At 33.6% G+C, this 15,333-nt stretch carries 16 protein-coding genes; 13 read left to right on the top strand and 3 right to left on the bottom strand.

Annotated elements, in window-relative coordinates; all coding sequences use genetic code 11:
- Nucleotides 1-124: 124 nt before the first annotated feature.
- From AAEO57_RS18330 to AAEO57_RS18365, 8 genes are all read left to right on the top strand, one after another.
- A complete protein-coding gene (locus AAEO57_RS18330) occupies nucleotides 125-895 on the top strand; it encodes a DUF3108 domain-containing protein (RefSeq protein WP_341694490.1) in 771 nt (256 codons plus the stop codon).
- Nucleotides 895-1,836, top strand: coding sequence for a tryptophan 2,3-dioxygenase family protein (locus AAEO57_RS18335; RefSeq protein ID WP_341694491.1), 942 nt, complete (start codon nucleotides 895-897; stop codon nucleotides 1,834-1,836). The genes AAEO57_RS18330 and AAEO57_RS18335 overlap by 1 nt, the downstream gene beginning before the upstream one ends.
- Before the next feature lie 22 nt (nucleotides 1,837-1,858).
- On the top strand, nucleotides 1,859-3,079 hold the full coding sequence (locus AAEO57_RS18340) for a M23 family metallopeptidase (RefSeq protein ID WP_341694492.1): 1,221 nt from the start codon (nucleotides 1,859-1,861) through the stop codon (nucleotides 3,077-3,079).
- A 13-nt stretch (nucleotides 3,080-3,092) separates the two neighbouring features.
- The gene (locus AAEO57_RS18345; RefSeq protein ID WP_341694493.1) at nucleotides 3,093-3,713 is read left to right on the top strand and encodes a hypothetical protein; all 621 of its coding nucleotides are present in this window, start codon (nucleotides 3,093-3,095) and stop codon (nucleotides 3,711-3,713) included.
- A gap of 148 nt (nucleotides 3,714-3,861) precedes the next feature.
- On the top strand, nucleotides 3,862-5,499 hold the full coding sequence (pgi, locus tag AAEO57_RS18350; RefSeq protein ID WP_341694494.1) for a glucose-6-phosphate isomerase: 1,638 nt from the start codon (nucleotides 3,862-3,864) through the stop codon (nucleotides 5,497-5,499).
- Between the two features lie 333 nt (nucleotides 5,500-5,832).
- On the top strand, nucleotides 5,833-8,490 hold the full coding sequence (locus AAEO57_RS18355) for a TonB-dependent receptor (RefSeq protein WP_341694495.1): 2,658 nt from the start codon (nucleotides 5,833-5,835) through the stop codon (nucleotides 8,488-8,490).
- Nucleotides 8,491-8,594: 104 nt separating this feature from the next.
- Complete coding sequence (locus AAEO57_RS18360) at nucleotides 8,595-9,020, top strand: hypothetical protein (RefSeq protein ID WP_341694496.1); 426 nt, start codon at nucleotides 8,595-8,597, stop codon at nucleotides 9,018-9,020.
- 84 nt (nucleotides 9,021-9,104) lie between these two features.
- Entirely contained in the window at nucleotides 9,105-9,590 is a 486-nt protein-coding gene (locus AAEO57_RS18365) for a septal ring lytic transglycosylase RlpA family protein (RefSeq protein WP_341694497.1), read from the top strand.
- 15 nt (nucleotides 9,591-9,605) lie between these two features.
- Here AAEO57_RS18365 and AAEO57_RS18370 read toward each other — a convergent pair whose 3' ends face one another.
- Complete coding sequence (locus tag AAEO57_RS18370; protein ID WP_341694498.1) at nucleotides 9,606-10,061, bottom strand: DinB family protein; 456 nt, start codon at nucleotides 10,059-10,061, stop codon at nucleotides 9,606-9,608.
- Nucleotides 10,062-10,136: 75 nt separating this feature from the next.
- Between AAEO57_RS18370 and AAEO57_RS18375 the strand changes: the two genes are divergently transcribed.
- From AAEO57_RS18375 to nadD, 5 genes are all read left to right on the top strand, one after another.
- On the top strand, nucleotides 10,137-10,493 hold the full coding sequence (locus AAEO57_RS18375) for an arsenate reductase family protein (protein ID WP_341694499.1): 357 nt from the start codon (nucleotides 10,137-10,139) through the stop codon (nucleotides 10,491-10,493).
- Nucleotides 10,494-10,739: 246 nt separating this feature from the next.
- Nucleotides 10,740-11,600, top strand: coding sequence for a YicC/YloC family endoribonuclease (locus AAEO57_RS18380; RefSeq protein WP_341694500.1), 861 nt, complete (start codon nucleotides 10,740-10,742; stop codon nucleotides 11,598-11,600).
- Nucleotides 11,601-11,659: 59 nt separating this feature from the next.
- The gene (gene gmk, locus AAEO57_RS18385; RefSeq protein WP_341694501.1) at nucleotides 11,660-12,232 is read left to right on the top strand and encodes a guanylate kinase; all 573 of its coding nucleotides are present in this window, start codon (nucleotides 11,660-11,662) and stop codon (nucleotides 12,230-12,232) included.
- 31 nt (nucleotides 12,233-12,263) lie between these two features.
- Nucleotides 12,264-12,629 (top strand): four helix bundle protein, encoded by a 366-nt coding sequence (locus AAEO57_RS18390; RefSeq protein WP_341694502.1) that lies wholly within the window; start codon nucleotides 12,264-12,266, stop codon nucleotides 12,627-12,629.
- Nucleotides 12,630-12,662: 33 nt separating this feature from the next.
- Nucleotides 12,663-13,244, top strand: a complete 582-nt coding sequence (gene nadD / locus AAEO57_RS18395) for a nicotinate (nicotinamide) nucleotide adenylyltransferase (RefSeq protein ID WP_341694503.1) — start codon at nucleotides 12,663-12,665, stop codon at nucleotides 13,242-13,244.
- 64 nt (nucleotides 13,245-13,308) lie between these two features.
- Here nadD and AAEO57_RS18400 read toward each other — a convergent pair whose 3' ends face one another.
- Nucleotides 13,309-14,778, bottom strand: coding sequence for a nicotinate phosphoribosyltransferase (locus AAEO57_RS18400; RefSeq protein WP_341694504.1), 1,470 nt, complete (start codon nucleotides 14,776-14,778; stop codon nucleotides 13,309-13,311).
- Between the two features lie 8 nt (nucleotides 14,779-14,786).
- Nucleotides 14,787-15,197: an ADP-ribosylglycohydrolase family protein gene (locus AAEO57_RS18405; protein ID WP_341694505.1), complete on the bottom strand. Its 411-nt coding sequence runs from the start codon at nucleotides 15,195-15,197 to the stop codon at nucleotides 14,787-14,789.
- Between the last annotated feature and the right edge of the window lie 136 nt (nucleotides 15,198-15,333).

Raw genomic sequence — 15,333 nt, forward strand, 5'->3', positions numbered from 1 at the left:
AATTTATAGTTTTTTGGTTAGTTAATAGCATAAAAACTCAGTCATTCTTTGACTGAGTTTTTTTGTTTTGGTATATTTGGAATAAAATTTGCGTTTATGGCTAGTAAACAGTAAATGTCTTATTATGAAAAAACTAACTCTATATATATTACTTCTCACTACACTAAGTTTTGATACCTTTAAAGAAGATGCTTTTGATGTGGGGGAATATTTTAAACTCAGAATTCACTACGGAATTGTAAATGCAGGATATGCCACTCTGGAGGTCAAAGATGCTACCGTAAATAATAAAAAAGTATTTCACGCAGTGGGTAAAGGTTACACAACCGGAATGTCAAAGTTTTTTTTCAAAGTCGAAGATTTATACGAAAGTTATTTTGATAAAGAAACGGGCAGCCCTTACCGATACATTCGAAAAATAAACGAAGGTGGTTACACCAAGAATCAGGAAGGTTTTTTTAACACAGCTCAAAACAGGGTTTTGGTCAAAGATTACAAACGAAAGACCGAAAAAACGATTGTAGTAACCGAAAATGTACAGGACATTATTTCATCGTTTTATTATTTGCGAAATCATCCTAACATTGACAAATTAAGATCAGGTGAATCTATTACGATTGATATGTTTTTTGATGATGAGATCACAAAATTTAAGTTAAAATATATAGGGCGTCAGGATATTACAACTAAATTTGGCACCGTTTCTACGATGGTTTTTAAACCTATGGTGCAAACTGGCCGCGTCTTTAAAGAGAAAGAAAGTGTAACGCTTTGGATTACAGATGATAATAATAAAGTTCCGGTGAGAATAAAAGCAGAATTAGCAGTAGGCTCGCTTAAAGCTGATCTGGATGAATATAGAGGATTAAAATATCCATTTAAAGTAAAAAAATAATGAATACCACAGACAATTCTGAATCAATCTTAAAAGAAATAGAGCTTAAATTTCAGGCCATTAACCAGAAGACTGATGTACAGTTGGAAGGATTATTATGGTCAAAGCCAATTACCTACTGGGATTATATTCAGACGGATGCCCTTTTAAATCTGCAAATACAAAGAACAACGCTTCCTGATGAAATGGTTTTTATCATGTACCATCAGGTAAACGAGTTAATCTTTAAAATGATTCTGTGGGAAATTGATCAGATTGCCGATACAGAAAATATTCAGGTTGATTTTTTCAGCGAAAGACTTTCCAGAATCACCCGTTATTTTGACATGCTCACCAATTCATTCAGTATTATGGAAAACGGAATGGAAGTAGAGCAATATATGAAATTCAGAAATACGCTTACGCCTGCAAGTGGTTTCCAGAGTGCACAGTACCGAATGATTGAATTTGCTTCAACCGATGTTATTAATTTAACCGACAGAAGATATAAAGCTAATTTTGATGAAAATACCGATTTAGAAACTTCTTTCGAACATTTGTACTGGCAGGCAGCAGGTAAAGATTATCAAACAGGAGAGAAATCATATTTGCTTCAGGAATTCGAAAAGAAATACAAAGGACAGTTTCTGCGCCAGATGTCTGAGTTCAAAACTAAAAATATCTGGAAAAAATTTACTCAGTTACCAATTGAAGATCAGCAAAATACGGAATTGATTAATGCTATGCGTCATTACGATCATACTGTAAATATTACCTGGGTGATGCAGCATTTAAACACAGCTATAAAATATATTCTTGAAAGCGGAAAAGGAAACGGAGAAGCTACAGGTGGAAGTGACTGGCAAAAATATATGCATCCAAAATACCAAAGACGCATCTTTTTTCCTAAATTGTGGACCGAAGAAGAATTGTCCAATTGGGGAAATGAGCCAATAGCTTAGTTTTCCAGAAAAATTAAAAAGTTTGAAAAAAGCATTCGTAATTATAATTATCTTATTTTCAATTGTTTCTTGTAATAAAACAGAAGAAAAAGTTGAAGCTAAAATTACTAAACCAAAAACTAAGAAAGTAGAATTTGGATTTAATTACGCCGATTTTAATGTAGTTCATGATACAGTACAAAAAGGAGATTCTTTCGGATCCATTGTTCAAAGCCAAAATATTGGAGACAAACAGGTTTATAAAATTGTCGAACAGGTAAAAGATTCTTTTAATGTAAGAACTATTCGATACAATAAACCTTTTACACTTCTTAGAGCAAAAAATAAAACCAATAATCTGCAGGTTTTTATTTACCAGCCTGATGCACTTACTTATTATGTGGTAGATTTAAGGGATAGTATTGCAAAAGCGTACAAAAAGGTAAAACCGGTTACTTTAAAGCGAAAAATGATTGGTGGTGTTTTAAAAAGCTCACTATCTGAAACCTTAGGCAATAATAGTGTAGAAGCTGCTCTTGCCAGCAGAATTACAAAAGTTTTTTCATGGTCTATCGATTTCTTTAAACTTAAGAAAGGAGATCGCTACGGACTAATCTTCACAGAACGGTTTATAAACGGAAAAACCTATGATGGTGTTGAAGATCTGGAAGCTGCTTTTTTTGAATATAAAGGAAAAATTATTTATGCTTTTCCTTTTGAAAAAGATACTGTTTCAGGTAAAATTGAATATTACGATGACGAAGGAAAGACACTGAAAAATTTCTTCTTAAAAACACCTATTAAATTCAGTAGAATTACCTCAAGATTTACGATGAACCGTTATCATCCTGTACAGCATACTTGGAAAGCACACAAAGGAACCGATTATGCTGCTCCAAGAGGAACTCCCATTTCTACGACTGCTTCAGGGGTTGTTGAAGCTACAGGGTATACTGCCGGTAACGGAAATTTTGTAAAAGTAAAACACAACGGTACATATTCGACACAATATTTACACATGTCAAAAATTCTGGTTCGCCGCGGGCAACGTGTTACGCAGGGACAAACCATCGGACTTGTGGGAAGCACAGGTTTGGCTTCAGGTCCTCACGTTTGTTATCGCTTTTGGAAAAACGGAGTTCAGGTAGATGCGCTTCGTTTAAATCTTCCAACCGGAGAATCTTTAACAGGAAATGATAAAACCCGTTTTTCTAAACAAATGGAGCCTTTAAAAAGAGAGCTTGACAGTATTGGAAATCTTTAATCCGTCGTGAAATATGAAAAATAAACGCATTAAAGAAATTCTTGATGAGACTTTTTCAGATTTAAAACTATTTTACAGGGATACAAATCTTCCGGAAAACCTGATTTCAACTTATAAGATTGGGCAGATCATAAAAGAAAAAGGTTTTACTGATATGACTAGTATCGGTGGTGGTATTTTTGGAAACTTCAGGTATTTAATCGCCAGCGCTAATGCAAAAGATTTGTCTAAATTCAATCCTGATTCTTCAAAAATAGGGCATTTTCTTTTAGATGAAATTTCATTTTTTAAAGTTTTGGATATTCAGAAAATTGAAAATAAAACACAGGTCTTTTTACTCCATATTCCGGATAATTCGCTTTCACTTTTTAAAAATTCAACCTCAAATTTAGAAGAAGAAATATCTGAAAAGGCAAAACAAAAATTTACGGCTAAAATCAATTCGGCTTTAATTCCGGAATTGCAAACCGATGACTGGAAAGAAAAAACAAAATCTCCAATCGGAATGAATGATCTGGGCGAAATGTTCTTTGATGATTCAACTATTAAAATTGAACAGCCAAAAAGAATCGAAATTAATAAGGAAAAAAAGATAATAGAGATTAATAAGAAGCCTTGGTGGAGAATTTGGTAAAATAATTATCTTTTGGAATAAAAATAGAATAACTGCTTGAATAAATTATTCATTAAATCGTTTTCGTAACTAATTGCCCTGCAAAGAAGTATTCAAAGCTAATTTCAGTATTTTTGTGTTTCTAAAAAAACTACAATCTTATTAAAAAATGGCTTTAAACACAACAAATCCAACCGGGACTGAAGCGTGGAAAAATCTTAAAAACCACTTCGACGCAATTCAGCAAACTACAATACAGGAATTATTTCAGCAGGATGCTGCGCGAGTAGAGAAATTCAATCTGCAATGGAATGATTTTTTGGTAGATTATTCTAAAAATAATATTAGTGAAGAAACTGTTTCGCTTTTGTTAGAATTGGCGAATTCAGTTGGATTAAAAAACGCAATTGCTGATTATTTTGGAGGAGAAATCATCAATCAGACAGAAAACAGAGCAGTTTTGCATACTGCTTTGCGTGCACCGGAATCGGCAGTTATAAAAGTAGACGGAGAAAATGTAATTCCGGAAGTTTATGAAGTAAAAAATAAAATTAAAAACTTTACAAACGAGGTTATATCGGGAGAAAGAAAAGGTTTTACAGGAAAAGCATTTACTGATATCGTAAATATTGGTATCGGAGGATCTGACCTTGGTCCGGTAATGGCTGTGGAGGCTTTACAGTTTTATAAAAATCACTTAAACGTACATTTCGTTTCTAATGTAGACGGTGATCATGTTAATGAGGTAATCAAAAAATTAAACCCTGAGACTACTTTATTTTTAATTGTTTCTAAAACATTTACAACTCAGGAAACTTTATCGAACTCAGAAACCATAAAAGAATGGTTTTTAAAATCGGCTTCTCAGGAGGATATTGCCAAACATTTCGTAGCAGTTTCAACCAATATTCAGAAAGTAACCGAATTCGGAATTAATCCTGACAATATTTTTCCAATGTGGGACTGGGTTGGCGGAAGATTCTCTTTGTGGAGTGCAGTTGGTTTAAGTATTGCTTTGGCAGTTGGTTTTGATAATTATAATGAATTATTAAAAGGAGCCAACGAAATGGATGAGCATTTCAAGTCTGCTGAATTTGATCAAAATATTCCGGTAATCTTGGCTTTGTTAAGCGTTTGGTACAATAATTTTTATGGTGCAGAAAGTGAAGCTTTGATTCCGTATACGCAATATTTGCAAAAACTCGCTCCGTATTTGCAACAAGCAACAATGGAAAGTAACGGAAAAAGTGTTGGCCGTGACGGGAAACCGGTTGATTACCAAACGGGAACTATTATTTGGGGAGAGCCTGGAACGAATTCACAGCATGCTTTCTTTCAGTTAATTCATCAGGGAACAAAATTGATTCCGACAGATTTTATCGGATTTGTAAAACCATTATACGGAAACAAAGACCATCACGATAAACTGATGTCTAACTTTTTTGCCCAGACAGAAGCTTTATTGAATGGAAAAACCGCTGTACAGGTTCAGGCAGAATTTGACAAACAAGGACTTGCACCAGAAAAAGCTTCTTATTTGTTACCATTTAAGGTTTTTACCGGAAATAAGCCAACTAATACAATTTTAATTCAAAAACTGACTCCAAAAAGTTTAGGATCTTTGATTGGATTGTACGAACATAAGATTTTTGTACAGGGTATTATCTGGAATGTTTTTAGTTATGACCAATGGGGAGTAGAATTAGGTAAGCAACTTGCAAATTCTATTTTAGATGAGATAAATACTAAAACAGTAAAAGCTCATGATAGTTCTACAGCTTTTTTGCTTAATCATTTTTTAAAATAAGAATGTAGTTACTGTTAATTTTTTTTAAAAATACAACGCCTTGATTTTTGTAAATCAAGGCGTTTTTTTGCTTAAAATTGTAAGATAAATACGTTGTAAAAGCTTGTTTTTGAAACTTTAACACATTTAGACCTTGTATATTTTTATGTTTTTAACAAAAACAGGAGGTTTAAATTTAAAATATCATTATTTAATTTAATAAAAACAAAAAAATTCATTTTAATGCTCAACAGAATAGATAAAACTTGTGTTTGTTAACAGTTTGATAACACTATCTGATTAATTTGTTATAATTTTGCCAAAAACAAATAAACTAAATAGCAAATGAAGACAATGAAAAATTGGTTACTCACGGGACTATTGTTCTTAATAGTTTCAACCGTATTTTCTCAAAGTAAAATTACTGGTACAATTACTGACGGTACAAATTCATTACCAGGTGCTAATGCAGCTGTAAAAGGATCATCAGATGCAGGATCGAGTGATTTCGACGGTAAATTTACAATTACAACTTCAGCAACATCTGGAGTAATTGTGGTTTCTTACTTAGGTTATGAATCTAAGACAATTCCGTTTTCTGTTGCAAACGGAGCAACATTAAATTTAGGTGTTATTACTCTGACTTCTGATTCTAACCAATTGGAGGAAATTGTAGTAATGGGTAAAGGAATTATCGATTTAGCAAAAGACAGAAAAACTCCAATTGCAGTTTCTACAATTAAAGCAGCTGATATTCAGGCAAAAGTTGGTACAGCTGATATTACGCAAACAATGGTAAACACGCCATCTGTTTATGTTGCAGGACAAGCAGGAGGATACGGGGATTCCAGAATTAGTGTTCGTGGTTTTGCTCAGGATAATACTGCTTTCTTATTGAATGGGCAGCCAATCAACGGTATGGAAGACGGAAAGATGTATTGGTCTAACTGGTCTGGGATGTCTGATATTGCAAATGCAGTACAAATTCAAAGAGGTTTAGGGTCTTCTAAATTGGCTATTTCATCTGTTGGAGGAACTGTAAACTTCATTACAAAAGCGACTGATAAACAAGAAGGTGGTTTCGTTTCTGTTGGTGCGGCTAACGACAATTACTTTAAAACTACTGCTGCATATAGCACAGGTATGAGCAAAAGTGGATGGGGAACTAGTGTTATGTTATCTCACTGGCAAGGTGACGGATATAATGATGGTACTTACGGAAAAGGTGAGACTTATTTTGTCTCTGTTGGATATAAGCCTAGTGAAAGACATAACTTTAACTTTTTAGTGACTGGTGCTCCACAAGAACATGATCAAAACTTTACAAAAGTAATTAGTTCTTACTTAAAATACGGTAGAAAATACAACAACAATTACGGTTATCAAGACGGAGAATATAAATCTGAAAGAACTAACTACTACCATAAACCAGTAATGAACTTTAACTGGGATTTTGATATTAGCGACAAAACACAACTATCTACAGTAGCTTACGCTTCGTGGGGAAGAGGAGGAGGAACTGGGAACTACGGATCGAGAAGTAGAACCGCTGATGGCTATATTGATTTTGATAAAATGTATGCAAAAAATCAAACATTAGGTAATGGAATTGGGGATAATAAAGGAGGAAGTACTAATGGTGCTTATTTGATTAGATCATCAGCAAACAACCATGCCTGGTATGGTTTGGTATCAAACTTAAAAAACCAATTAACTGATGAATTATCACTTAATGTGGGGCTTGATTTAAGAACATATAGCGGAGATCACTACAGATTTGTTTCTGATTTTGTAGGTTTAACAAGTTGGACAGAAAGCAGACCACTTAAAAACGATGACGACATAAATAGCGGAGTAATTGGTACTAATACAGTTAATAAAAATTATTCTATAGAAAGATGGAAGTCTACTTTCCAGGACGTTCCAGGAAACCAAAGAATCGATTATGATTATAGTGAAACTATTTCTTACGGAGGTGTTTTCGGCCAATTAGAGTATGCTAAAAATAATTTTTCTGCATTTTTCCAGGGATCATTATCTAATCAATCTCACGTACGTACAGACAGATACGATTACTTGCCAGGTCAACAAGAGTCTGACAAGGTAAATAATGTTGGTTTTAATGCAAAAGCAGGAACTAGTTATAAAATTGCTGATAAACATACTGTTTATGCAAATGCAGGATATTACAATCGTCAGCCATACCACGATAATATTTATTTGAACTTTACTAATGAGCTTAATCCATTTACAGAGAATGAAAAGATATTAGGTTTAGAGGCTGGATATACCTTCAGTTCAAAATATTTAACTGCTAGTGTAAACGGATACAGAACTTCATGGAAGGACAGAGTTACAACTACTACTACTACAGCTGTAGCTGCCGACGTGGCTAAATATCCATCTTTAGCTTTAGGTGATTTAATTCATAAAACAGATCAGGGATTAGAACAAATCCACACAGGTATAGAATTAGATTTAGTTGCAAAAGTACTGCCTAAATTAGATTTAACTGGTTTTGCTTCATTCGGAAATTGGGAGTATCAAAACTCTGTTGTTTCTACACTTAGAGATGATGGTTTTAATACATTAGATGTAATAAGTAAAGATGTTGATGGTGGTAAAGTTGGAGATGCTGCGCAAACTACTTATGGTTTAGGTTTTAAATATGAAATTTTTGAAAGATTTTCTATTGATGCAGACTGGAGAAACTATGCTAAATTATATTCTAATGTTGGAGCTATTAAAAATAACTTAGAATTACCAAATTACGATTTAGTTGATTCTGGTATTTCTTACAAATTACTAATTGGGAATGGTGATAGTGGTTTTGAATCTATCGCATTTAGAGTAAACGTTAACAACGTATTTGATGAAGTGTATTTATCTGAATTAACTACTGCTACAGCAGTGACGTCAACTTCAACGAACTACAACGGAATCAATGTAGCAAACACAGGATTCTTCGGTTTAGGAAGAACATGGAACTTTAGCGTTCGTTTCAACTTCTAATATTTAGAATCTAAATAAATATCAAAAGCGGCATTGACTTTATAGTCTAATGCCGTTTTTTTTAACCTTTTTTGTTATATTTGTTTCAAACAAAAAAATAATCTATGTATCCTTTTCTACAAAAGTTCCATTCTGGCTGGGCTTATCTTGCATTATTGCTTTTATTAATTGCAGTTGTAAATGCATTACTTGGTTTTGCTTCAAAAAAAGATTTTACAGCTAAAGATCGTAAAATTGCTTTATTCGCTTTAATAGGAACACATACACAATTATTAATCGGATTGATACTTTATTTTGTGTCTCCGCTAGGGAAAGACGCTTTTGGACAAATGTCTAATGCAGCACTTCGATTAACTTCTTTAGAACATCCGCTAATCAACATCATTGCTATTGTGTTAATTACAATAGGATGGTCAAAACATAAAAAGCTGATCAACAGTGAAGCAAAATTTAAAACTTTTGCTATATTTTACAGTTTAGGATTGCTGCTGATATTAAGTAGAATTCCGTGGAGCCTTTGGTTCCAATAAGCACCAATTAAAGCCCTGAACAGGGCTTTTTTTATCTCGGCATATTATTTGTACAAACTCCCCAAGTCTGAAAAAAAATAAATTATGAGGAATAAAAAAAACGTTTTACTTTCTATTCTTTCGGTGACTTTATTTAGTTGCTTTACCTACATTACAAGCCAAAGTAAACAAGTTGAAAACAAAGTGTCTCAGGATACTTTAAAAACTGATATTTTGAAAATTACAACCCCTGGCGACTCCGTTTTTAGTGTTAAGGGTTTAAAATTAAAATTGTATAAAAAATCGGCTCATGCTTCCTACTACCATGACCGTTTTAATGGAAGAAGAACTGCAAATGGAAGCAGATTCAATAATAATAAGTACACAGCTGCCCATAAAAAACTCCCTTTTGGAACAAAAGTAAAAGTGACAAACGAAGCGAATGGAAAATTTGTTATCGTTGAAATAACAGACAGAGGCCCATTTGTAAAAACAAGGGATATCGATTTGTCTAAAAGAGCTTTTATGGAAATTACTAAAAGCAAAGGAGCAGGAGCAATGACTGTGACAATAGAAACTATTGAGAAATAAAAAATCCGAAAGTTTCTAAACAAACTTTCGGATACTCATTATAATTCCGGTATGGGTGCCTTCATGGTAATTGTTGAAAGACAAAGCATCTTCAATGTTTCGAAGTGTAAAACCCATACTTGTGGTATATTCAGTATAGTTTATAAAAATTTTATCAGCATAATCTTTTTCTGCCTGGTGTAATGTCTCAGAAAGCAATCTTCTGATCTCATCGACTTCGGTTTGAGAAACATCACCTTCCGGTTTGGTTCCTTTTCTGTATTTGGTAATCAATTCGTCAGAAACCTTTGACGGTACTCCCGATAATTTATAGACTAAACTTTGCTGCGCAGAGATACAATGCGCTATATTCCAAATCAAATTGTTATTAAATCCTTCGGGGATTTTGTTTAATTGCTCTAATGAATGATTGTCTAAAACCTTTAAGAGAATTTCTCTGATTGTTTTTTGTACTGCGAAAACTGAATTCATAATTTTTTTTTTGAATAAAATTAGACAATTTTAAGCCGCAATGAATTTTCTTTGTACTGAAATAAATTAAAAATTATGAACAAAATATACTACTTAGCTTCGTGTGATACGTGTCGAAAAATCATCAAAAGTCTTCCTCAAAATCATAATCTGGTTTTTCACGACATTAAACAAGATCCGATTACGGAAGCTGAACTGGAAGAAATGTATAAACTTTCAGGAAGCTACGAAGCGTTATTCAGCAAGAAAGCACAATTGTATAAATCAATGGATTTGAAGAATAAAGCACTTACCGAAGCTGATTTTAAAAAATACATTCTGGAACATTATACTTTTTTAAGCCGTCCGGTTTTTATTATTGACGGCAAAATTTATATTGGAAACAGTCAGCAGAATATTCTACAGGTTATGAAAGCTTTGGAAGAAAAGTAACGCTGAAATTTCTTTTTGATTCGAGGTTGCGTTAGGGATTACTTCACATGATTTTATTTTAATCGGAGTTCAGTGAATTTCATTTAAAGTGGGAATCTTTTTTTTGTTTTTTTCTGCACGAAAAAATATTGCAACAGATAGCCCGCCCTTAGGCAATGCCCAAAGATTTTAAAAACTTAGACATAATAAATCAGAAATCTTCCCTGTAAAGTTTTTTAGTATCTTTGCGCCTTTATACTCAATTATATGATACAATCGATGACAGGTTTTGGTAAAGCTTCTTTGCAATTACCGACAAAAAAAATCACTGTAGAAGTAAAATCTTTGAATAGTAAAGGTTTAGACCTGAACGTCAGAATGCCTTCGGTTTACCGTGAAATGGAATTGGGTTTGCGTACCCTTATTTCGACCAGACTGGAAAGAGGAAAAGTGGATTTTGCAATTTACGTTGAAAGTACTTCTGAGCAGACTTCTACAAAAGTAAATGTTCCGGTTGTAAAAAGTTATATTGCCCAATTAAGAGAAGTTTATCACGATGCAGATGAAACCGAGCTAATGAAAATGGCGGTTCGTATGCCTGATGCCTTAAAAACAGAACGCGAGGAAATCGATGAAAACGACTGGGAGCAGATTCAGGTTATCATTGATGAAGCGTTGCAAAATATTTTGAGTTTCAGAAAAGATGAAGGCGAATCTCTTGAAAGAGAATTTAATCTTCGAATTGGTAATATCCGTCAATATATGGAGGATGCCCTTGCGTTGGATCCGGAAAGAGTTCAGGCTATAAAAGACCGTTTGCAGACGGCAATTTCTGAATTAGAAGTTAATGTTGATGAAAACCGTTTTGAGCAGGAATTGATTTATTACTTAGAAAAGCTGGATATTACAGAAGAAAAAGTTCGTCTTACCAATCACTTAGATTATTTTCTGGAAACGATAAAAGGTACTGAAGCTAATGGTAGAAAGCTTGGTTTTATCACTCAGGAAATGGGAAGAGAAATCAATACTATGGGTTCAAAATCGAATCATGCCCAAATGCAGAAACTGGTGGTGATGATGAAAGATGAACTGGAGAAGATTAAGGAACAGGTTTTAAACGTATTGTAGGTTGTTGATTAACGATTTATGATTTTAGAATTTCAAGAATAAGACCTAAAGCATATATAATGAGCACAGGAAAATTAATTGTTTTTTCGGCACCGTCAGGATCTGGAAAAACAACGATAGTAAAACATTTACTGAAACAAGAAGATTTAAATTTAGAATTTTCAATCTCAGCAGCTTCACGAGATCCACGTGGAGAAGAAGTCAACGGAAAAGATTATTATTTTATTTCGCTGGAAGAATTCAAAAAACACATCAAAGCCGAAGATTTCCTGGAATGGGAAGAAGTATACCGCGATAATTTTTACGGCACTTTAAAATCGGAAATCGAAAGAATCTGGGCTTTGGGTAAAAATGTAATTTTTGATATTGATGTTGCAGGCGGATTGCGTATCAAGCATAAATTTCCGGAACAGACTTTAGCCGTTTTCGTAAAACCACCAAGCGTAGACGAATTAAAGCGAAGACTAAAAGAACGATCTACAGAAAGCGAAGACAAAATCAATATGCGAATTGCAAAAGCTTCTGTAGAATTGGCAACTGCCCCCCAGTTTGACGTGATTATTAAAAACTATGATTTGGATGTGGCTTTGGAAGAAGCGCATCAGCTGGTGAAGGATTTTGTTTCTAAGTAACTGGTGATTAGTAAATAGTAATAAGCTTAAAATGGGTGAAATAAAATCATATAAAGATTTATTGATTTGGCAAAAAGGAATTAAAATTGTCTGTTTGGTTTATCAGTTAGTTAAGTCATTTCCTCAGGAAGAGTTATATGCTTTAAAAAGTCAGTTAAAAAGAGCTTCAGTTTCTATTCCTTCAAATATTGCAGAAGGTTATGGTAGAAATACGGATAAATCTTTCAGTTATTTTTTAGACATTTCCAGAGGCTCATTGTTCGAAATTGAAACACAGTTACTAATTGCTAATGAGCTTGGTTTTATTACGAATCAAAATTTATACAAAGAAATTTTAAATCAAATTGAAGAAGAGTCTAAAATGATTAATGGATTTTCAAAAACACTAAGGAACTAAATCACTTTTTACTAATTACTAGTTACTAAGACAATGAAAATAGGCCTCTACTTCGGAACATACAATCCTATACACGTTGGTCATTTGATTATTGCGAATCACATGGCCGAGTATGCCGGTTTAGATCAGGTTTGGATGGTCGTTACCCCACATAATCCTTTAAAAAAGAAAGCTACTTTGCTTGACGATCAGCAGCGATTGCAAATGGTGTATTTGGCAACAGAGGATTTTCCGAAAATAAAGCCTTCGGATATTGAGTTTAAATTACCACAACCCAATTATACTGTGAACACACTGGCGCACTTGCAGGACAAATATCCAAACCACGAGTTTTCACTGATTATGGGTGAAGATAATTTGAAAACGCTTCATAAATGGAAAAACTATGAAGTGCTTTTAACCCATTATGATATTTATGTTTACCCTCGCATTTCAGAAGAAGCTGAAAATGCCGAATTAAAATCGCATTCAAGGGTTCATATTATAGATGCACCCATTGTAGAAATTTCGTCTACTTTTATTCGCAATAATATTAAAAAAGGAAAAAATATTCAGCCATTGCTTCCCTCGAAGGTTTGGGAATATATCGATCATAATAATTTTTATAAGAAGTAAAACTCGGATAAAAATTACACTGAATAAAAAAGCCTGAATTTTAAATTCAGGCTTTTTGTTATAATTAAGCTTCAACACTTACTTCACTTTTTACTCTCGTTCTGATTTCACTCAGCGATTGATCAACCAAAAGTTTTCCATCTCTAAAGACTTCTTTCAATTCCCCTTGTTTTTCTTCTTCCCAAGAAACATTATCGGTTAAATGATACTTGCCATCGATTAAATCAATTTTCATCAATCCTTTAGCCGATTTTTTAGTTCCGTCATCTGTAATTGGATCTTTGAAGATGGCTCTTCCCTCTCCGTTTACTTCTCCGTAAGTTGCTTTCATTGCAAATCCGAAAGTATCTCTGGTGTTATATTGATAAGTGAAAGAACCAATTCCCAGAACAACATTGGTAGACGCAAAACCCTTTTCTTTTAATCTTTCGCAGATTTGGGTTGCTCTTGCTACCGTAATACTGTCTCCGTAAATAGCACCAATCTGAGGCACTAATTCTTTGAAACCTTTAGCATTTGTTGTACCGCCAAAAACATCCCAAAGCAATTCGATTACCCCTTTCTTTTCCTGTTCTGTTTTTCCGTTTGGATTTCCGCAGATAATATCTACTGGATCACCACTGTCAGGACGAATTACAACTTTGCCTTCTCTTGAAACAATTTCTTCTCTTAATCTTGGAAGATAATCTGTTAAAACTTTCCATAAATCCCAAGTATCAGAAACGATAGAAACAATTCCTTTTGGATAAACTTCTGTAATTAATCTTTTGAAGGTTTCGTACTCGCCTTCTGTTGTTCCCATACACATAACAGAATGTTCTGTTGCCGCTACTGAACCTGCAACAAGTTCTTGATCTGAATTGGCATTGTAATATTCTTCTAAGAAATCAATTGCAGGAATTGTGTCAGATCCTGTAAAACTCAATAAATGTCCTGCTGCAGAAGTTAATGCTGCTTCGATTCCGCCCATTCCTCTCATTGAGAAATCATGTGCTTGCCAATCTACAAATTCTGGAACAGAAGACGTTTCTGCTGCATATTTATCTAATACTTTTCTATATTCTTTTGCAATTGTAGCTGAATTACAAGGCAACCAAACTACTGCTGAAAGTAATGTTTCGAAATAATTCGTCAGCCAGAAAAATTCAGGAATTGTATTATACATCGTGAACATTGGAACTCGCAACGGAACACTCGCGCCTTCTGGCAAAGCTTTAAATACCATCGGAATATATCCTAAATCATGTAAATCTTCGATATGTTTTGTCCCTACTTGGTTTTCGCCCAAATAATTATTGATTCTACGAGCGTATTTTTTTACTACTTCTTCTTTTGATTTTTTGAAAAAATACTCTTCAAAGTCATGAATGATATATTTTTTGATGAAGTACTGCAATCCGAAAAAGATCACTTCATCAACTGTTTCAATTCTTGATTTTCTTGGTGTCCAGTTAGAATATACAATTGTCGTTCCGTCTGGGTATTGTCTTCTGTGGTCAACTTTGTAACCGTCGGTTAATAGTAATGGGTTCATATTTTTTTTTATTTATATTTAATAGCCAATCGATCTGTCAAATCTTTTATATCTTTTACTCTAGCTAAATTATTAATCCATTTTTGAGGAATATTTTCAAGTCCGAAATAAATTCCTGCCAATCCTCCAGCAATTGCGCCCGTTGTATCTGTGTCTTCTCCAAGATTTACCGCTTTCAAAACAGTTTCTTCAAAAGAATCCGAATTCAGAAAACACCAAAAGCTTGCTTCTAAACTATGAAGCACATAACCCGAAGAATGTATTTCGTTTTCATTGTAAGTAGAAATATCATTTTTTAAAATTCTATCAAACAATCGTATTTCAACAGAATTAAAACTTTTATCTTTCAAAAACTCAGAAAGAACAAACTGCATGTCTTTATAAGCTTCGAATTTATCTTTGTCTTTTAGAATTTCCAAACAATATATTACGTCACTAGTGTCCACTAAAAATTAAAATAAGTTCTTTGAAATTATTGTAAATCTGTATTTTAAGAGTCATTTTAGAGCGTGACGATTTGAAATGATTATTATGTTCGTAAATCAATATTACGAA

The sequence above is a fragment of the Flavobacterium calami genome (genome assembly GCF_038290035.1).
GTDB classification, from domain to species: Bacteria; Bacteroidota; Bacteroidia; order Flavobacteriales; family Flavobacteriaceae; genus Flavobacterium; species Flavobacterium calami.